At 34.7% G+C, this 21,174-nt stretch carries 17 protein-coding genes; all 17 read right to left on the bottom strand.

Features of this window, described 5'->3' with window-relative positions; all coding sequences use genetic code 11:
• Positions 1-4: 4 nt before the first annotated feature.
• On the bottom strand, positions 5-2,455 hold the full coding sequence (locus CHB81_RS15725) for a DNA translocase FtsK (RefSeq protein WP_089352818.1): 2,451 nt from the start codon (positions 2,453-2,455) through the stop codon (positions 5-7).
• Between the two features lie 19 nt (positions 2,456-2,474).
• Positions 2,475-2,849: a diacylglycerol kinase gene (locus tag CHB81_RS15720; RefSeq protein WP_089352817.1), complete on the bottom strand. Its 375-nt coding sequence runs from the start codon at positions 2,847-2,849 to the stop codon at positions 2,475-2,477.
• A 9-nt stretch (positions 2,850-2,858) separates the two neighbouring features.
• On the bottom strand, positions 2,859-3,356 hold the full coding sequence (tpx, locus tag CHB81_RS15715; RefSeq protein ID WP_089352816.1) for a thiol peroxidase: 498 nt from the start codon (positions 3,354-3,356) through the stop codon (positions 2,859-2,861).
• A gap of 473 nt (positions 3,357-3,829) precedes the next feature.
• Positions 3,830-4,087 carry a hypothetical protein gene (locus tag CHB81_RS15710; protein ID WP_017495510.1) on the bottom strand — a complete coding sequence of 86 codons (258 nt, stop codon included), beginning with the start codon at positions 4,085-4,087 and terminating at the stop codon, positions 3,830-3,832.
• A 105-nt stretch (positions 4,088-4,192) separates the two neighbouring features.
• Positions 4,193-4,501, bottom strand: coding sequence for a co-chaperone YbbN (locus tag CHB81_RS15705; RefSeq protein ID WP_007805605.1), 309 nt, complete (start codon positions 4,499-4,501; stop codon positions 4,193-4,195).
• Between the two features lie 209 nt (positions 4,502-4,710).
• Positions 4,711-5,349 carry a peroxiredoxin gene (locus tag CHB81_RS15700; RefSeq protein WP_089352815.1) on the bottom strand — a complete coding sequence of 213 codons (639 nt, stop codon included), beginning with the start codon at positions 5,347-5,349 and terminating at the stop codon, positions 4,711-4,713.
• Between the two features lie 136 nt (positions 5,350-5,485).
• Positions 5,486-7,099: a glycoside hydrolase family 3 protein gene (locus tag CHB81_RS15695; protein WP_089352814.1), complete on the bottom strand. Its 1,614-nt coding sequence runs from the start codon at positions 7,097-7,099 to the stop codon at positions 5,486-5,488.
• A gap of 2 nt (positions 7,100-7,101) precedes the next feature.
• A complete protein-coding gene (locus CHB81_RS15690) occupies positions 7,102-7,551 on the bottom strand; it encodes a GNAT family N-acetyltransferase (protein ID WP_089352813.1) in 450 nt (149 codons plus the stop codon).
• 193 nt (positions 7,552-7,744) lie between these two features.
• Complete coding sequence (locus CHB81_RS15685; protein WP_089352812.1) at positions 7,745-8,086, bottom strand: hypothetical protein; 342 nt, start codon at positions 8,084-8,086, stop codon at positions 7,745-7,747.
• Between the two features lie 21 nt (positions 8,087-8,107).
• A complete protein-coding gene (locus CHB81_RS15680) occupies positions 8,108-9,430 on the bottom strand; it encodes an MFS transporter (protein ID WP_089352811.1) in 1,323 nt (440 codons plus the stop codon).
• Positions 9,417-10,988, bottom strand: coding sequence for a glycoside hydrolase family 10 protein (locus CHB81_RS15675; protein ID WP_089352810.1), 1,572 nt, complete (start codon positions 10,986-10,988; stop codon positions 9,417-9,419). Before CHB81_RS15675 ends, CHB81_RS15680 begins: the two co-directional genes overlap by 14 nt.
• A gap of 94 nt (positions 10,989-11,082) precedes the next feature.
• On the bottom strand, positions 11,083-12,351 hold the full coding sequence (locus tag CHB81_RS15670; protein ID WP_089352809.1) for an acyltransferase family protein: 1,269 nt from the start codon (positions 12,349-12,351) through the stop codon (positions 11,083-11,085).
• A 198-nt stretch (positions 12,352-12,549) separates the two neighbouring features.
• Positions 12,550-13,758, bottom strand: coding sequence for an anhydro-N-acetylmuramic acid kinase (locus CHB81_RS15665; RefSeq protein ID WP_089352808.1), 1,209 nt, complete (start codon positions 13,756-13,758; stop codon positions 12,550-12,552).
• Positions 13,759-13,827: 69 nt separating this feature from the next.
• Positions 13,828-15,333: a sodium:solute symporter gene (locus CHB81_RS15660; protein WP_089352807.1), complete on the bottom strand. Its 1,506-nt coding sequence runs from the start codon at positions 15,331-15,333 to the stop codon at positions 13,828-13,830.
• Positions 15,334-15,606: 273 nt separating this feature from the next.
• A complete protein-coding gene (gene murQ, locus CHB81_RS15650; RefSeq protein WP_089352805.1) occupies positions 15,607-16,428 on the bottom strand; it encodes an N-acetylmuramic acid 6-phosphate etherase in 822 nt (273 codons plus the stop codon).
• Positions 16,429-16,664: 236 nt separating this feature from the next.
• The gene (locus CHB81_RS15645; RefSeq protein ID WP_089352804.1) at positions 16,665-17,942 is read right to left on the bottom strand and encodes a RagB/SusD family nutrient uptake outer membrane protein; all 1,278 of its coding nucleotides are present in this window, start codon (positions 17,940-17,942) and stop codon (positions 16,665-16,667) included.
• Positions 17,943-17,958: 16 nt separating this feature from the next.
• On the bottom strand, positions 17,959-21,021 hold the full coding sequence (locus CHB81_RS15640; RefSeq protein ID WP_089352803.1) for a SusC/RagA family TonB-linked outer membrane protein: 3,063 nt from the start codon (positions 21,019-21,021) through the stop codon (positions 17,959-17,961).
• Positions 21,022-21,174 lie beyond the last annotated feature (153 nt).

The raw sequence follows: 21,174 nt of genomic DNA, 5'->3' as shown, positions 1-21,174 counted from the left end.
TGGATTAATTTTGTTCATTATTAAAAAATTGATCAAGAGCACTTAAATCAGATATGTTCACGCTTCGTGCTTTACTGCCTTCAAATGGGCCAACAATTCCAGCTGCTTCCAGCTGATCGATCAAACGACCGGCTCTGTTGTATCCTAATTTTAATTTTCTTTGCAATAATGAAGCTGAACCTTGTTGTGCGTTGACAATAATCTCAGCAGCTTCTCTAAATAAGGTATCTCTGTCGGAAATATCCATATCAAGATTAATGCCAGTTTCTTCTCCAACAAACTCTGGAAGCAAATAAGCTGTGGCATAAGCTTTTTGCGAACCAATAAAATCCGTAATTTTTTCGACCTCAGGAGTGTCAATAAATGCACATTGTACACGTACAACATCATTTCCGTTGGTATATAATAAATCTCCACGACCAATTAACTGATCGGCACCTTGTGTGTCAAGAATAGTTCTCGAGTCAATTTTTGACGTTACTCTAAAAGCAATTCTTGCAGGGAAATTCGCTTTAATCAAACCTGTAATAACATTTACAGATGGTCTTTGTGTTGCGATAATCAAGTGAATACCAATCGCACGCGCCAACTGCGCTAAACGCGCAATAGGAATTTCGACTTCTTTACCGGCAGTCATAATCAAATCGGCGAACTCATCGACAACTAATATAATATAAGGTAAGAATCTATGTCCGGCTTCCGGATTTAATTTTCGCGCTTTAAATTTATCATTGTATTCTTTTATATTACGAACCATCGCATCTTTTAGTAAAGAATAACGGTTGTCCATTTCAACACAAAGTGAGTTTAATGTGTTAACTACTTTTGCATTGTCTGTAATAATAGCATCTTCAGTATCTGGAAGTTTGGCTAAATAATGTCTTTCTATTTTATTAAAAAGAGTAAGCTCTACTTTTTTCGGATCCACCAAAACGAATTTCACTTCGGCAGGATGTTTTTTGTATAAAAGAGAGGTCAAAACAGCATTCAAACCAACAGATTTTCCTTGTCCTGTAGCTCCCGCCATCAATAAGTGAGGCATTTTGGCTAAATCAACAACAAAAGTCTCGTTCGAAATTGTTTTTCCTAAAGCAATTGGTAATTCCATTTCAGCTTCCTGGAATTTCGCAGATCCAATAACACTTTTCATAGAAACCATAGTTGGATTCTTGTTCGGAACCTCGATACCAATAGTTCCCTTTCCTGGAATTGGTGCAATAATACGAATTCCTAATGCTGAAAGTGACAAAGCGATATCATCTTCTAAGCTTTTAATTTTAGAAATTCTGATCCCCGCTTCCGGTACAATTTCGTATAAAGTTACCGATGGACCAACGGTTGCTTTAATTTGTGCAATTTCAATTTTGTAGTTACGAAGTGTGTCTACAATCTTATTTTTATTTTCTTCTAATTCTTCCTGATTAATCGTAATTCCGCCAGTGGAATATTCTTTTAATAAATCGATTGTAGGGAATTTATAATTGGATAAATCTAAAGTTGGATCAAACAATCCAAAATCAGCAACAAGGCGAGAAGCCAGGTTTTCTTCGATAATATCTTCTTCTTCCGGTTTTTCGATAACCAATTCTTCGCTGTGAACCGGAGCTGTCGTTATTACCGGATTGATATCCATTTGAACTGGTTTTATAACCGGATTCAAATCGATTTCTGATGAATTAGAAATAGTTGGTTTTAAAGCCTCTTTGTTGATTTCGAATTGACTAACATCAGATTTTAAATGAATGTTGTCTAATTCAGGATCTTCCTCAATTGCAAATTCTTCCAGATTGTAAGCACTTTCAGGTTGCTGAGGTGTTTTGATAGAATTTAATTCAGAGTTGAATTCTTTTTTAGTAGAATCAAAGTAAGATTGAATTTTTTCCGGAGATAATTTGATTTTGAAAATCAGATAAACAATTAATCCGAAAAGTAAGGTCAATAAAGTTCCTGTTTTTCCGATGTAATCCTGAAGAAATAAATTCAGTTCATAACCAATTGTTCCGCCAAGTTCAGGAGCTGAAGTGGCGAAAAATCCAAATAGAACAGAAACAATAATAATAGCAAATAAGTCCCAAAACCAGATGTTTTTCAGCTTTTTTAGAGATAATTCTAATGCTAAAAACATTCCAGTAAGGAAAAATAGGCGCACCAATACAAAAGAAGCGATTCCGAATCCTCTGTACACGATCAAATCAGCAAGAAAAGCTCCGAATTTTCCGAGCCAGTTTTCTACGACTTCTGAACGATCACCAAGCTGGGTAACCGCACTTTGGTCAGATTGCCATTGTCCGTTGACGTAAAAAGAAATGAATGCTACTAATAATGCAACTGAAAAGAGTATCAAAAGGCATCCCAAAACAAACTTTTGTTGTTTGGTTAATTTCCAGGACTTTATCGTCTCAGCTTTTGGTTCGTTTTTTTTGTCTAAAGTTTCTTTTTTGGTTGTTTTTGCCATTATTGGGGTTTCCTATTGCCTATATAAATTTTGGTATATAAATAATCAAGCCTATTGCTATTGCTGTCATTGCAGCAAAAAATACTGCTCCAGCCGCAATATCTTTTATAAATCCGATTCGTTTGCTGTAATCAGGATGAATAAAATCAGCTATTTTTTCTACAGCTGTATTCAGTCCTTCAACACTTAAAACTAAACCGATTGCTAAGGTTTGACAAAGCCATTCGATTTGAGTAATATGAAAATAAAAACCAGCAATGGTCATTGCAATTCCCAATGAGAATTGAACCATAATGCTGTGCTCTGTTTTAATAAGTTTTACAGCGCCGTTAAAAGCATAAGTCATGCTTTTTAATCGGCCTGTAACAAAGGTGTTATCTTTTTGAAATTCCATTTATTGGTATTATAGTGCTGCTAAAGCTGCTTCGTAATTTGGTTCGTTTGCAATTTCAGCAACTTGTTCTGTATGTGTGATTTTTCCATTAGCGTCAACTACAATGATTGCTCTTGAATGTAAACCGGCTAAAGGTCCGTCAGTGATTTCTAAACCATTTGTTTTACCAAATGTACCTTCTTGAAAATCAGATAAGTTTACAACATTTGCTAATCCTTCGGCACCACAAAAGCGTTTTTGAGCAAAAGGTAAATCTCTTGAAATACATAAAACTGTAGTGTTCTCTAAGTTGCTTGCACTTTCGTTGAATTTTCTAACAGAAGTTGCACAAGTTCCTGTATCGATACTTGGGAAAATGTTTAAAACTAATTTTTTTCCAGCGAAATCGCTTAATGAAGCAATTGATAAATCGTTTTGTACTAATTTGAAATCAGCAAGTTGCGATCCAACTGTTGGTAGTTCGCCTGAAGTATGAATTGGATTTCCTCCTAATGTTATTGAAGCCATGATTTTTGTTTAAATTAATGAGGTTCAAAAGTAAGGATTAATATTTGAATCTAAAAGTATTTGTTATGGGTTATGATCAGAATTAGGCTAGTTTTAAGATAACGAATAATTAGAGAATTTATGTTATTAATGTTGTGATTTATCTTTGCTAGAAACTTAGTAATTTTCTTAAGGTTTGTGTAGAAATGGCGCGCGGATGACACGGATTGAATGGGTTTTCGCTGGTTTCTTGTTGAAAACCGAGACTGAATTCTAAAAACCGCTCGCGAGAGGGATAGGAGAAAGCTACCGAAGTAGCGCGGATAGCCCGACAGCATTAGGGAAAGGGGCGAATAAGCGCAAAGTATGTTAGCCTCTTTTTCTAATGGTGGCTCGCCCAAAGTATAATTATTGTGCATAAAAAAAACGCTCTCTTGGAATGAAAGCGTTTTTAAGTCATGTTTTTTTGTTTTTTCTCTGAAAAAGAGATCGATTTATTTATCGATAGAACCTAAAACACGTTTCATGAACGCATTTAAAGCTTCTTTTTTGTCTGTGCCCTGAACTACCATTTTGTGTACTTCAAGCGCACCGTACATATTTGAAATTAATTCGCCAATTACATCTAATTCTTCATCTTTTAGAGACGGAATTTCAGTCATCGCTTCCAGAACTTCAATCGTTTCAATGATGTAATCCTGATCGTTTTCTTCGATAAATTGGGTTAATTGCTTTATTACAGGTAATTTCATATTTAGATTTCTTAGATTTTTAGACATTCTCAGACTTCTTAGATTTTTTTAAATTTAGACAACATCTAAGAAGTCTAAAAATCTAAGCCAGTCTAACTAATCTCATTATGCAATTGCGTTTACCAAGTCGATTAAAACTTCTTGTTTGTTGGTTTGAGTTTCACCAACCAATTGTCCGTTTACGAAAGTTGCAAAAGTAGGCAAGTTGCTTACGTTGGCTAATTTTCTTGATTCCGGAGAATTTTCAGCATCAACCAAAACAAAAGTGATAGCTTCGTTTTCTGTTGCTAATTTTTTGAATTTTGGTTTCATAATACGGCAATTTCCACACCATGAAGCTGAATATTGTACTACTACTTTTTCGTTTTTAGCAACTAAATCTGCTAACGTATCTTCGTTTAAGTCGATTAACATGTTTTTGTTTTTTAAGGTTCAAAGTGGCAAAGGTTCAAAGGGACAAAGTTTTTGAAACTTCATTTATCTTTGTTGCTCTGTAGCTTTGTATGTTTTTGAAAAATTTTAAAGTAGCAAAGGTTCAAAGAACAAAGTTGTTGAACTTTGTTATAGAGCAGCAAAAACCTTTGCAACTCTGTACCTATGAACCTTTGTATCTTTATAAAAAATTAGTTTGCGCTCAAATACTCAGCAGTACTTAATCTGTCAGCAGACATGGCTTCTTTACCAGCTTCCCAGTTTGCAGGACAAACTTCACCTTTAGTTTGAATGTGAGTATAAGCATCAACCATACGTAAATATTCGTTTACGTTACGGCCTAATGGCATATCGTTAACACTTTCGTGGAAGATTTTTCCAGTTTCGTCAATAAGGTAAGTAGCTCTGTAAGTTACGTTTGAACCTTCGATGATAACTGAATCAGTTTCTTCGCTGTATTCTGTAGATTCGATATCAAGGATACCTAAAATGTTAGCTAAGTTACGGTTTGTATCCGCTAAGATTGGGTAAGTTACACCTTCGATTCCACCATTGTTTTTTGGAGTGTTTAACCAAGCAAAGTGAACTTCGTTTGTATCACATGAAGCACCAATTACGATAGTATTTCTTTTTTCAAATTCTGGTAATGCAGCTTGAAAGGCGTGTAGTTCAGTTGGACATACAAAAGTGAAATCTTTTGGATACCAAAACAATAATACTTTTTTGTTGTTGTTTACTGCTTCCTCAAGGATGTTGATTTTTAAATTATCACCCATTTCTGAGATAGCATCTACTGCAATACTTGGGAATTTTTTTCCTACTAAAGACATATTTTTCGTTTTAAGTTAAAAATTTATTTCTGGTGCAAAAGTAGGGCATAAGTAGACTTACTTACAATAAGATGTAATTATAAAAACTTATTAAGTAATAGTATTTAGTTATGAGTTGCGATAATGTTTTTGTAACTTATTGAATTTCAATATTTACAGGTAGGCTTCCGTTGCAATTGTTGTTTTCTAAAAATTGAATTCCTGCAACTTTTTGAAATTCTTCAAAATCCTGATATACTTGAATTAGTCCTGAAGCCTTTGAAAGATTCGGAATTATTGGTAAAACGTACGGATTTCCGAAAACATAAACGATGCATTTTTTGGTTTGAAGCAACTCAGAAAGTAAATCTAAAACTTCATTATTAATTTCGAAATTGTTCATTGGTTTTGCTTTCGGAACAAACAACGAAATGATTATGGTTTCGAAATTTTGAAGTTCTCCTTCGATTGAAGAAATATCGGAAACTTCTAAATTTTCAAAAGCAAATTCGGGAGATTTTAATTCTGAATTTAAAGTTTTGAAGAATGTGTTTTCGATATTTTTGTATAAACTCAATTTAGCTAATTGATTATTTTTTTGAGCATCAAAAGCTAATTTTGTATTTGAATTATCAATGATTTTTGTTATTGCATTTTGAGCAATTTCAAGATTCAATGTTGCTGTTTTTTCGAAATTTAATTCTCCGGAAGTAAAATTGAGATTAGAAATAATTCCAACTTTTTCTTTGGCTTTCATGATTCTGTTGAAACTTTCTTCGATTCTTTCGGGCGAAGCATTTTTTAGAATCGCTTCAATTCCTTCCGGAACATTTTCGGCAAAACATAAAACATCATTTCCGGCGTTGAAAGCTTCCCATTCCAATTCACCTTTTGTTTCGTACAATTTTGAAACGCTGTGCATATTCAATGCATCAGAAATAACCAAACCGTCATAACCCAATTGCTTGCGTAAAAGGTTTTCGATAATAGGTTTTGATAAAGTAGCCGATGTATCTTTTCCGTCGTTCAAACTCGGAACCGCCAAATGCCCGATCATAATAGAATCTACATTATTTTCTATTCCTTTAATGAAAGGATATAATTCATTGTCTAATAATTCTTCGAGAGTTTCTTTTAAAACCGGTAATCCTAAATGCGAATCAACGTTTGTGTTTCCGTGTCCGGGAAAGTGTTTCAGACAGCCTAAAATTCCAACTTCAGACATTCCTTTTAAATATTCAACAGCAAAATTGGCAACTTTTTCTTTGTTTTCACCAAAAGAACGATAACCAATAACGGGATTATTCGGGTTGTTATTAATGTCTGCCAAAGGCGATAAATTATAATGAATTCCGGCAGCTTTTAAATCTAAACCAATTTGTTTTCCAACTTCATAAACTAAAGCCGATTTGTTTTCCGGCAAAGCACCAAGTGTGATTGCATACGGATATTGTGGTGTTTTTTCGATACGCATCGCCAAACCCCATTCTGCATCAATACTGATTAAAAGTGGAGTAGAAGCGGCTTTTTGGTAACGAACAATTAAGTCTTTAATTCTTTGATAGCTGTCGTCATTAAAAACAACTTTTTTCTTGCTTTCATAATTCGTTGCAGCACTGGCACGACTATGAAAAAAAGTCAATCCGCCAATGTTGTGTTCTTTTATTAAACGTTCTGTTTCCTGAATGTTTTCTTCGGTATCGTTTATAAAAACTGCAGGAAAAAAGAATTGTCCCACTTTTTGTCTTAATGCTTCAGCTGTTATTTTCATTGTTATAAAGTCTTTTTCATGCAAACACTATTATCCATTTTCTCGTAAGGCGGATAATTTGGAGTTATGGTATAACCGAGTTTTTGATATAAATTAATCGCTTCCGGCTGATTTTTGCCGGTTTCAAGAATAGTATAATTATAACCTACTTCTTTTGCCCAAATTTCTAATTCAGCCAAAACCTGAGAGGCAATTCCTTTTTTTCGAAAATCATGATGTACAAACATTCTTTTAATTTCGGCTTTGTCACTTTCTTTTTCTCTAAAAGCGCCACAACCTACGGGAATATCATTTTCGTAAAAAACAACAACGTGTTTTATTTTATCGGTTTTATTAAACTGATTGTAAAAGGCGTGATCTTCTCCGTCTCTAATCGCTAAATCCTGATCCAGTAAAACTACCAGTTTTATAAAATCAGTATCGTCAGAGTTTGTTCTTTTTAAGGTAACCATGATTAAATAAAAAAAGTTTAGTAATTATGTCAAAACAAGTTCCATTATTTTTTACCATTACAACTATTAAGTTCATAAAGCTTGGCTTAAATTACTTAATTTCTTAATGGTAGAAAGAAAATTAAGTTTAATTTAAAAAAAATCAGTTACTGCTTTCACTAAATAATAAAGGATATTATTTTGATAAATTTACTTATTTCAACTTGCTTTTCTTTTGTTTGGCAAGTTGAGTTTTGGTATGTAAGGCTTTTTCGAGTCGGTTTTTAAAACGGAAAAGTTTTGGCAAACCTTCAAGTCGGTCTTCGAGAGTGATTTCTTCGTAAACGATAATGGCTTTTTCTAATACCCGAATCTCATTGTCGAGATCGATTTGGTTTTTGTAGATTGTTGCCAATCGATCATAAGGGTGATTTCCTTTAAAACCTTCGGTAATATTTTCTTCGTATAACGCAATTGCTTTCTCAATCTCTCCTGCTTTTTCAAATTCAATTGCTTTCAGGTTTCGTTCGGCCTGCAAATTTTCATTGATTTCCATATTAAGATGTTTGATTTGGGGTTAAACTTCTTCAGATTTTTTCCCAAAGTCTTTCGGGAAAATTAAAAAACGTGATAAAATAAGACCTGGAATTGTAGCGATTATTACCCAAATAAAGAAGTGTTCATAACCTAAATATTTTTGGATAAAACCACTTAACATTCCCGGAAGCATCATTCCCAATGCCATAAAACCTGTTGCAAGTGCATAATGTGCTGTTTTTGATTCTCCTTCGGCAACATGTATTAAATACATCATAAAACCTGTGAAACCAAAACCGTATCCAAATTGTTCCAGAATAACAGTTATGCAGGTGTAAAGATTTAAAGGAGAGTTGATTTCAAAAAAATAAAAATTTAAATGAAGATGAAAAAGATCTTGCGGCTGAAAATGAGCCAATCCAATAAAGCCAAGAATAGGTAAATGCATGGCAAGAAACATTGGAAACATCCATTTGGTAAGACCATGTTTAGAGATTGCAATTCCTCCTAAAATACCACCAACAGTCAAAGCGAAAATTCCTAAAGTTCCGTAAATTATTCCAACAGCTTCGGTGTCTAGTCCCATTCCACCCAATTCTTTTCCGTCAAGTAAAAAAGGACTTAACATTTTAAGTAATTGAGATTCACCAAGTCTGAAAACAAGGATAAAAGCCAGAGTTATTCCAATTTGTTTTTTTTGAAAGAAAGTTATAAATATAGTTGCAAAGTTTTGACGATGTGCTTTATCAGTGCTTTCTGATGTGTTTATTTCGTCTTTTGGAGTAAAAATGAAATTATAGATTGTAATAAATGTCATTAATAAACCAACAAAAATCATGGTATAAGACCAGGCTTTTGTATTGTCACCATATTTATGTTCTAAATAACCGGCAAGCAAAACAATTAATCCGTTTCCGGCAAGCATCGAAAGTCTGTAAAATGTACTTCTAATTCCTAAGAAAAAAGATTGCTGTTCTTTTGGTAAAACCAATAAATAAAAACCATCAGTTGCAATATCGTTTGTGGCTGAAGCCAAAGCTGCGACACAAAAAATGGCCAAACTTAAATGGAAGAAATAGGTGAGAGGAATTACAAAGCCTATAATTACAAATGCAATAGAAATGATTAATTGCATTGCTAAAAACCATTTTCTTTTTGTTGCAATTAATTCAATTATTGGACTCCATAAAGGTTTAACGACCCAAGGTAGATATAATATACTGGTATAAACGCCAATAGCTTCATTCGAAATACCCAGATTTTTGTACATAATTACCGAAACTGAGATAATTACGGCATATGGCAAACCAGATGCAAAATTGAGAAGCGGAATCCAATACCAGGGTTTATTATCTGTTTTCATTAGGTTGTGCAGGTGAATAGATTTTATAATTCTTTTTTAGGTCGATAGCAGTTGGAGTACTTTCGTTTGCATAATAATCAATAAATGTTACAGCGCAGGCTTTATACTTATTCATTTTTTCAGCTGGGATAGAAAATAAAATTGTTCCCGTGCTTTGAGAAACGTTTACTTTCTCAATTATTTTAGAAGGGTCATTGATATCTACTTTTGAAATACTGTCGCCTCCATAAACAACCATATAGCGCACTATTGTATTTAGTGGGGATTTAATATTGAACGAATATTTAGTGCTGTCTTTTTGAAATTCATTAACAGTTGGTGTGTCAATTATGATGTGTTTCAAATTAGGAACCGCAGCCGGAAGTGCCGGATATTTATATTGGTTTTCTGCTAACAAGCGTACAACATCAAAGTTTTTATCCATGAACCATTTAGAACTGAAATAAGCGCTTCCGCTAACGTTTTTAAAACTTCTGGCAAAATCAACCTGATTTGGAATTTCAGTCGCAAAGTTCCAGCTTTTGTCACCATCACCTCTGATTTTGTAGGAAGCGTGTCCAATGTAAACCGCTGTATTGTTAGAGTTTTCTGACCACCATTTTACTAATTTCGAATAAGAAGCTCTCGGATTATTCATGCTCCAATACAATTGAGGCAGAATATAATCAATCCATTTTTGATCCATCCATAAAACCGGATCGGCATACAAATCGTCGTAATTTGCTGTTGATTGCGTGTCAGAACCTTTAGGATCCACTGATTTATTACGCCAAACTCCAAACGGACTAATCCCAAATTGTACCCAAGGTTTGCTTGTTTTGATGGTTGTTGAAATCGTGTGAACAAAGTTGCTCACATTCGCACGACGCCAATCACCAAGACTTAAACCTGCACCATATTTTTTATAAGATGCTGTATCGTTAAATGTTTTTCCGGGAACGGTATAAGGATAAAAATAATCATCAAAATGAATCGCATCGATATCGTATTTGTCGACTACTTCTTTTACAACTTTTGTCAAATGTTCCTGAACTTCGGGTAAAGCAGGGTCATAATATATTTTTCCGCCATATTCGATCATCCATTCCGGATGTTTAAAAACGTCGTGATTTGGACTCAATTGTTGTTTGTTTAGATCAAAAGTGGCGCGATACGGGTTTAACCACGCATGAAATTCAAAACCTCGTTTATGTGCTTCCTCAATCATCCATGCCAATACATCGTAATATGGATTTGGCGCCTGACCTTCTTTTCCAGTCAGAAATCGGGACCACGGAGCTAGTTCTGAAGGATATAGCGCATCTCCAACACTTCTAACCTGAACAATTACTGCGTTATAATTTAGTTTTTTATAAGCTTCTAAAATCTCCAGATAATCTGCTTTTTCTTTCTCAACACCATCGATGGCTGTTTTGGGCCAGTCGATATTTACGACGGTCGCAATCCATACACCTCTAAATTCGTTTTTAGGGTGTATTATTCTTTCCTGTGCATTGGATTTCCATCCAAAGAAAATTAAAAATATGATAGAGAATAATAGTTGCTGATTTTTATGCATTTCAATCTTTTTTAACAGAAACCAAAAATAGTTTTTTTAGATGAGTATAAGAAATTATAATTTTAGAATAGTTCCCTTTGTTTTGTCGTCGATATTATACCTTAAAAATCATGCCTTTTTTATAAAAATACCATAATACACAACTCCATAAAAGTATATATAATATTGAATAAGTAAGGGACGATATCATTTGATTTTCAAAAAGCGGACTAATCCAGTATTGGTAAGCATAATCTCTAACGTTTATTTGATCTGAAATATTTTCCGGGTTCTGAATTTTAATTAATGCGAGTGCACGAGGCAATATTCCGGAAACAAAGAATACGATCATTGGATTTACGCCCCAAGTCAATAAGAATTTTGTCCATTTTTTATGTTCCAATACGTCTACAATATAATAAATCAGGGTTAAAAGGAAAAGTGCAATTCCGGCAGTAAATAAAACGTAAGAACTTGTCCAAAGTGCTTTGTTTATTGGGAAAAAGATTGACCATAATAATCCTGAGATAATCAATAATATACTGATGATTCCTATTTTTTTTGCGATTTCTATTTTTGGTAAAGGTTTCAGAAGTAATTGTCCAATTAATAAACCAATTAATCCGTTTGCGATAGTAGGTAAAGTACTCAAAACGCCTTCAGGGTCCCATGTTTTGGTAGCAATATACATGTGATCTTTTAATAGAATGCTGTCTAACCACGAAGCTAAATTGGTAATTGGTTCAAGGTTTGAAGAACCAATTCCGGGAACAGGAATCAATGCCATTATTGCCCAATATCCTAACAAAATAAGAGAACTCAGAATAATTTGAGTTTTTACAGTTGTTTTTAAATAAATAATCGAAACAAAGAAATAAACAATCCCAATACGCTGTAAAACGCCCGGAAGTCTCACTTCTTTAAAATTTTCATGTCCGCCATAAGCCAGCGCCAGAAAAATTATAAAAAGACTAATGGCTAGAATAGTTTTGGTTTTCAGATTGAAATCTCCAATTAAAGCGTATCCAACTACGAATGTGATTCCTAAACGTACAAGTAAAAGCGGGAATCCGTTCAGTCCTAAAAAATAAATGCTGTTGAAAAAGTACAAAAAGAATCCGAGGCAAATAATCCGAAGCGAACGTGTTATTATTTTTAAGATATTTTCTGATTTGTCTTGTTTTATTGGCATTGCCAAAGGAACTGCAATTCCTACGACAAGAATAAAAAAAGGAAATACGAGATCTGCCAGCGTGCAGCCATTCCATTTTGCGTGATCGAGAATAGGATAAACATAATCCCAACTTCCCGGATTATTTACAACCGTCATTAATAAGACTGTGAGTCCTCTTAAAACATCTACTGAAATGATCCGATCTTTCATTTTCTTATTTTATTTAATCCGTTTTTTTGGAATTATTTTTAACACATAGCCCCGAAGCTTCGGGATAGATTTGTTTTGCACATAATAGGCGTTTCACTTAGCATTAATGCAACAGCTATGTGTGAAGAAACGAGTTTCTTTTTTACAGAAATAAATCTATGTTTCTATATGTTTAAATATTAGTCACAATAATTTTATTTAATTAGGTAATGAAATTTTCCCCATTGTTACCGATGGAATTCCTTTATGCGAACCAAAATTAAAATCTTCTCCTGCTACAGTTTCATTGGCGAGAATGGCAAACAAAACGGCTTCTTTGGCATCGCCTGAAATTCCCAGTTCATCAGTTTTGTGAAAAGTACAAGGCAATAATTCTTTTAGCCATTTTACCAATAATGGATTATGTGTTCCTCCACCGGACATATAAATTTTAAAATCTTCTAGTTTGGAAGCTGAATTTTTTACAGAATAATGAATAGCTTCGGCAATTGTTTCGGCACTAAAACGGGTTAAAGTTGCCAATAAATCCGGAGCAGAAATATTATCGATATTACTTTTTGCCAAAGCTTCTTTTACATAAGCTTCGCTGAAAAGTTCCGGACCAATTGTTTTTGGAAATTCCTGACTGAAAAATGCATCGTCTTTCAGATTGTCTAATAATACTTGATTTACGGTTCCTTGTTGGGCTATTTCAGCGTCTTTGTCGTAACTTTTTTCAGGATAATATTGTTTGGTGAAAAGGTCAATTAAAGTATTTCCGGTTCCGGTATCGGTTACAAAAGTTTCTGCGGCATTTGAGGACGCGGGCAAAAAAGTAAAATTAGCAATTCCGCCCATATTAAGCATAATGCGGTTTTCTCCCTTTTTTCCAAATAAAAAATAATCACCATAAACCGCTAATGGTGCGCCTTCGCCACTTGCTGCAATATGTTTTTGTCTAAAATCAGACAATGTAATAATGCCTGTTTTTACAGCAATATGATCGCCATCGCCAATTTGTAAAGTAGCATTTGGAAATTTTTCCTGTTGGTGTAAAAACTTTGGAGCGTGCAAAACTGTTTGACCGTGCGAAGCAATTAAATCAATTTCGTCAGCAGAAATAGTACGTTTTTTAAGAAAACTGTTTATCATTTCGGCGTGCAAAATGCCAATCCATTCGTTGAGCATCACTAAATGCTGAAAATCAATTTCTTTCTTTGCAAAAACTTTACGGATCTCGATTTTAATGTCTTCCGAGTAATCGATGGTTTCAAATTGAGTTACTTTAACAGCGGTATTTTGGCCCGAGCCTGAAATTTCGCATAATGCAATATCGAGTCCGTCAAGCGAAGTTCCTGACATTAATCCGATGATTTTTCGGGTTTCTTTTTGTGCAATTTGATAAAGTGTGCTTATGTTTTTGTTCATGAAAATTAAATTTTATGAAGTCTGTTGAATTGAAATGCTAAAATCAGATTATTTTACATAGAAATTCATTTAAAAAGAGATTTTTTCTTCAGAAGTTTTACTGGTAAAATAAAGTCCGATGTAGGTGAATAATCCGTTTATGATTATAAGTTCATTATCAAAGGTATATCCTATAAGGGAAGCCGAATGTTCACTCACAAAATAAGTCAAAATAGGCGCAATAATACAAATTACAGGCACTATTTTATCGTTTACACGTCTTGATTTTTGCAATAATCCAAAAGCATATAAGCCTAATAATGGTCCGTAAGTATAAGATGCAGCTTTGAAAATCAAGGCAACTACAGAACTATCATTAAAAGAATTTAAGACAATAATTACCAGAAAAAGTAATATCGAAAATCCTAAATGTATTAAATGTCTTCTTTTGATATTGTTGGTATTTGAGAGGTTTTCGGTTTTGTCCATTCCCATAAAATCAACACAAAAAGAAGTGGTCAAAGCCGTCAACGCCGAATCTGTAGTGGCAAAAGTGGCGGCGATAATTCCCAAAAGAAAAACAAAAGCCGGAACAATTGACAAATGATTCAGTGCGATTTCCGGAAAAAGTAAATCTGTTCTTGGTTTGCCGGTTACTAAATCAAGCGGAGTCGAAATACCATTTTTGTTTGCATAGATGTATAATAAAGCTCCCAAACTTAGAAAAATAATATTGATAAGTACAAAAACGCCCGTAAACGTAAACATGTTTTTTTGTGCTTCGCCGATATTCTTGCAGCTTAGGTTTTTTTGCATTAAATCCTGATCGAGTCCTACCATTGCTATGGTTACAAAGATTCCGCCAAGAATTTGTTTTACAAAATGATATTTGCTGGTTAAAAAATTATCAAAGAAAAATACCTGCGAATAATTACTTTTTCGAATGGTTGAAACGGATTCAATTACACTCAGATTTAAACTATCGCACACAAAATAAATTGTGATAAAAACAGAAGTAACTAAGAAAAATGTCTGTAAAGTATCGGTGATAATGATTGTTTTTAAACCGCTTTTATAAGTGTATAAAAAGATTAAAGTTAAAGCTAAAAACACCGTCATCGGAAACGGAATTCCATAAAAATCAAAAACATAACGCTGCAACACAATCACAACTAAATACAATCGAAAAGCTGAACTTATAGTTCTACTTACCAGAAAAATTGAAGCGGCAGTTTTGTAACTATTAAAGCCCATTCTTTGCTCGATATAGCTGTAAATAGACGTTAAATTCATTCTGTAATAAAGTGGAAGCAACACTTTGGCGATAATAATAAACCCAATTGCATTCCCTAATATAAACTGAAAATACTTGAACTGTTCTCCGTTTGGTGATCCTACTTCGCCCGGAACCGAAATAAAAGTGACTCCGGAAAGTGCGGTTCCAATCATACCAAAAGCAACTAAATACCACTTAGAGTTTTTATTGGCTTTAAAAAACGAATCATTGTCCTGACCTTTTTTACTAATGATCTGGGAAATGAGGATTAATATTCCAAAATATACGATGATAAAAATTAAGATAGTGCTTGAAGACATTTTGGTTTCGGATTAGTTGTGAAATTGTTTTTTTATTTTTGTGGTGTAATTACTTTGTCTGCGAAATTTAATTAAACACATAGTACTGAAGCTTCTAGATCAAAACTTAAACATAATATTGTCATTTCGACGAAGGAGAAATCTTCGCAAGCAACTCCGCAACGAAAATCCAATCTTTGTCGAGCTTCTTGCGGAGATTTCTCGTGCCTCGAAATGACAAAAACTTTGCGACTTTGCGAGAAATTTATTCGCCACAATATCATTGTTTTTTTCTTAACTTTTAGCATTATTTTCTTGTAAAACAGCTCTGACGCTTTTGTGTTTTTGTAGCAATTCAGCAGCGAGATCTTGCTCGATATTGAGTTCTTCCATGATCATTTTGATGGCTCTTTTTACTAATTTTTCGTTAGACAATTGCATGTCTACCATTTTGTTGCCTTTAATTCTGCCTAATTTAATCATAACTGAGGTAGAAATCATATTTAAGGTTAATTTTTGAGCAGTTCCGGCTTTCATACGTGTACTTCCGGTTAAAAATTCCGGACCTACAACGACTTCTATCGGATAATCGGCAACTTCAGCAATTAATCCTTTGCTAATGCAGGAAATGCTTCCCGTTTTAATGTTGTTTTCTTTTGCTTTTTTAAGTCCGCCCAATACATACGGCGTATTTCCCGAAGCAGCGATTCCAATAATAAAATCTAAACTCGAGATTTGGTGTTTAGCCAAATCTTTCCAGGCTTGTTCCGTATCATCTTCGGCATTTTCGACCGCTTTTCTGATGGCTGTATCCCCACCGGCGATAATTCCGATAATCATATCGTGAGGTACACCAAAAGTAGGAGGACATTCAGATGCGTCCAAAATCCCGATACGTCCTGAAGTTCCGGCTCCAATATAAAATAGACGTCCGCCAAGCTGCATTTTTTTTACAATTGCTTTGACCAGTTTTTCAATCTTCGGAATTTGTTTTTCAACAATTTGAGGTACTTTTTGATCTTCTGTATTGATGTTGATGAGCAATTCTTTGGTGCTCATTTGGTCTAAATTTTTGTATAAAGATTCTTGTTCGGTTTCTGGTATTTTGTTTTTCATTACAAATAAATTGTGGTTATTTTATAAAAATTGGGGCATACTATAATGCTTTTACCGTGTGGACATAAATATTATAAACACGAATTTCACTAATTTGTACAAATTTTAATGGGCTAGCTTAGTTTGTGAAATTAATTTCACAAACCTAATTAGTGTTAATTTGTGAAATTCGTGTTCAAAATTGATTTGTAGTATTTATGTCCGAACGGTAGTATGATACCCCAATTTTGCAATTTTTAGATAGCAGGATCGGGAGGAGTATTAGTATTATTATTTCTTTCGGAATCCGGATAAGGATACCAGTTACGGTTTCTCTCGGCTCCGGCTGTTCCTGCTCCCGGACGTTCAAATCTTCTACTGTCTTCCAGTTTTAGACTTGACATATACATTTCGATACAACGGTTTCTGTAAATCTCCGTTAAAATAGCAGGTTTGGTTACGGCTCCGGTGTATGGGGCTAGATTCGCTCCAATTCCGTAGGTATCTGCTGCGGCAGTTTTGGTCAAAACCTTATTTAACTCGATGATAGCTTGCGGTAAATTATCTTTACGAGCATATCCTTCGGCTTTGATTAACATCATTTCGCCAGGTAAATAAAGCGGAATTGATTTGGTATTCGAATCAAAAAATCCGGTTGCGGTCGTAGGATTTGAACCCGGTTTAATGTAGAAATTCAATCTTCCGTCAGAACTTGCAGGCGCTAAATCTGTTGGTAGTCCCAAGGTTAAATCCACGGGTTGAAAGACATTGTTTGTTGTAATAGAAATATAAGCAATTGGGTTCGCACTAATCTGATCAAAAGCAAAGACAGATTTTGCCGAAAGATCTACCAAGTTAGAATAAGCAATGGCATTATCGTAATCTCCCGCCATTAAATATGTTCTTGCCAAAAGCGCATAAACGGTATTTTTGTAGTTAATACCAGCCACCAAACCAGAGAATCCTGTTGCTTTGTCAAGAAGAGGTTCTGTAAGTTTTAGAATTTTAATGGCTTCGGCTAATACTTCTGCTCTGGAATTAAAAGTGGCATTTTTTCCTGTTTGCAGCGGAACACTTTGAAAATATTGTACAAGAGTTGTAATCGCCATTGCTTTAAAAATAGTGGCATGAACCAGAACACTCGCTTTTTCGTTTTCGGAAGTTAATACATCAACGTGATCGATTACTTTTTGTGACTCCGATTTAATCACAAGACATTGTGACCATAGATTATTTACGACTTGATTTTTGGTCGAAAGTACACCGCCTCCAACAGAAAGTTCACCTTCGTCGACATTTCCGGCATTTATTAATCTAAGTTCTTTTGTAGTGAATCCGTTTCCGGTAATCGTGTTGTAAACAGGGCTTGTACGGTCAATACTCCAAAGCTGTTGTAATCCGTTGGCAGCACCAATAACTCCTTCTCGGGTTCCAAAAACCAATTCTAACGATGGTTTTGTAGGATCTACATAATCTTCATTACAACTTGCAAAAAGCAATGTAAAAGCTACTATAGGGATGAATATTTTTTTCATGATGTTTTTTGTTTGATTAAAATTGAACTTTTACCGCCAATGAATAGGAACTAGGAATTGGCACTGTTCCGAAATTGTATCTCGCAACCGAAGATTGTCCGCCCGAATTGGTTTCCGGATCAAAACTGGTGAAATTATCCCATGAAATCAGGTTTCTTCCACTGGCAGTAACGGTTAAATCGTCGAAGAAGCTGGTTAATTTTCCGAAAGAATAGTTTAAAGAAACTTCTCTTAATTTCAGATAACTTCCGTCAACCACTCTAAATTCTTCAACATTATAAATAGACCAGATATATCCACGAGGTAATTCTCCGTTAAGCTCTTTAGTTACTAATGTTCCAGATCCTACACCTTGTCTGGTTCTGTAATCGGCATCAAAAACATCTACGCCCTGAACGCCGTCAAATAATATTGATAATCCGAATTTTTTGTAATTCAGATTGGCTCCAAACGCAATCACATAATCCGGATTTGGATTACCAATTTGTTTGTTCAAAATAGTTCCTGTTGGTTGTCCCGAAGCATCTCTTCGTGGTGCTCCGGTATTAACATCACCTTTTTCAGTTTGAGGATATCCGTCTGGCGTTAACAATAAACTTCCATCTGGATTACGGGCAAAATAAGTACCGTAGAAAATTCCGATTGGTTTGTTCATTTCTACAAAAACTGGAGCTCCGGCCAAGTTGCTGTCCAGTTTAAAACGTGTTTGTGGTAATCCTGTTACTTTGTTTCTGTTGCTGCTATAGTTTACAAACACATCAAGATGCAGGTTTTCTTTTTTGATAAGATCATATTTCAGATTAATTTCATACCCTTTATTGTTCATTTGTCCAATGTTTTTAATGGTATTTGTAGCACCTTCAGAAGCCGCTAATTGAACCGGCAATAACAAATCGTCAATATCGGCATTGTAATAACTGAAAGATAAATTCAGGCGATCTTTTAGAAAGCCAAAATCACCACCAACTTCATATGTAACACTTTGTTCCGGTTTTAGGTCTAAATTTCCTTGTTTGAAACCTTCAATAGTAAAAGTACTGTTTCCCAAAAGGGTTCCGGTCGAATAATTGGTAAAACGGGCATAAGGTTTAATCGCTGTTAAACTTCCTGATTTTCCCCAGGAAGCTCTAAAACGAACCGAACTTACAGCATCATGAATGCCTTCCATAAATTTTTCGTCAGAAAGTACATAACTCGCACTTGCTTTTGGATAAAACTGAGATCGGTTATCGCTTGAGAAAATAGTTGATGCATCTTGTCTTCCGGCAATTGTTAGATAAAGTTTGTCTTTGTAACCAACGGTTTCCTGAAGATAATAACCCCATAAATTGTATCTGGACTGGCTAGAACTTGGAGAACCCGGAATCAAAGTATTAAACGCATTTATGGTTTCAATAAACGGTTTTAAGTTACGGCCTTCGATGGCCACAAAATTATCACGATAGGTTTGCACGTTGTAACCTCCATAAGTTGTTGCTTTCCATTTATCGTTGATGTTCCAAAGATATCTTAAGTTCAAATCGTTATTAAATTGAACGACTCTGTTCGTCGCTTCAGAAACATAACCATCATTATAATACGCAGGATTCACCACATAAGGATATCTCGGAATAAATACATTTCCTCTTTGATTGTAATTGTCGATACCAAAAATCAAATCGGCATTGAAATTTTTAAAAGGATTGTAATTCAATTGTAAATCTGCAATAATACGATCTGTATTTTGCGTGATTTTGAAATCGTCTATAATCGAAAGCGGATTTACCCTGTTTGGATCAACAGCCAATAAATTACCGTTGGCATCTCTTCGATGAATGTCATAAATATTATTGGTAATGTTTATGGCGTTAATTGGACTCCAGAAAACATTTCCGTCCGGTTTTTCATTAGAACTCGAATTTATGTAGTTTAATCCTACCGTACCGGATAATTTCGAATTGAAATCATGTTTCAATCTTACTTTTGCCCCGGCTCTTTTAAAATCGGTATTTTTTACGATTCCTTCGTTTACCAAATAACCAAGAGAAGCAAAATATTTGGTTTTCTCGTCTCCGCCTTGCATCGAGAAGTAGGTATCAGTTCCAACGCCCGTTCCAAAAATATCATCCTGATAATCGTAGCGTTGTACATCTGTAGTTCTGGTTTCAAGATTTCGGCCTAAAACCGTTACAGTAGTTGGACTTGCTGGATTTCCCTGAATTGGGAATAATGCCGGAGAAGTACTCACAAACTGTTTGTCAGACATATTCATATCCAGTTTTTTGCGGATTTGGTTTGAAGTTACACTGGTTGAAAAAGTATATCTCGTTTCACCCGCAACTCCTTTTTTAGTTGTAATCAAAACCACACCATTTGCAGCTCTTGATCCGTAGATTGCTGCTGCAGCACCTCCGTTTAAAACTTCTACACTTTGAATGTCGTTTGGGTTAATATCTGCCGATCTGTTTTGACCAATTTGCATATTAGAGTTTCCGCTCGTAACATTCAGGTTGGTTACATTGGTTGTGGCATTGTTTAAAACCACTCCGTCAATAACATATAATGGATCAGAAGAACCTAAAATAGAAGAAGTTCCTCTAAGTTTAATGCTGAAACCTCCTGCAGGATCTCCCGAGTTTTGAGAAACCTGTGCTCCGGCAATTTTCCCTTGCAAAGCTGTCGAAAGACCTCCGGGTTGTGCTTTAACCAAATCTTCGCCTTTTATACTTGTTACGGCATTTCCGAGTTCTTTACGTGTTGCTCGTACCGTCGAACCCAGGACAACAACTTCAGAAAGTGTGTTGAGTTCTTCGGTCATTTTAAGATTAACGGAAGTAGTGCCAGACGTAATTTTGACTTTTTTAGGAGCAAATCCAACAAAAGTAAAAGTGAGTGTTTCACCTTCGTTTACGGATATGCTAAACTTTCCGTCTAGATCTGTTACAGTACTTTTAGAGGTTCCTTCAATTAAAACGGATACTCCTGGTAGAGAAAGTCCGTCAGTACTATTCGTAATTGTACCGGTTACGGTTTTTGTTTGCGCAAGAACGGGTTGCGCAAACAAAATGATTCCAAATAAAATAAATAATAGTTTTTTCATTTTAAAATATTTGTTTGGTTAGAAAACCTAAATATAGGCATTAATTCTAATAATTGCGATTTTTTGCAATATTTTTATATAGAATGTAATAAAATGCATAAAAACGCATTAATTGTTGTTTTGTAATGTTGTTTTGAGCTTTATAGAAGTGTT

The sequence above is a fragment of the Flavobacterium sp. ov086 genome, assembly GCF_900187965.1.
Lineage (GTDB): Bacteria > Bacteroidota > Bacteroidia > Flavobacteriales > Flavobacteriaceae > Flavobacterium.
The sequence above is the reverse complement of the archived record's forward strand: the minus strand, read 5'-3'. Positions and strand labels throughout refer to the sequence as shown.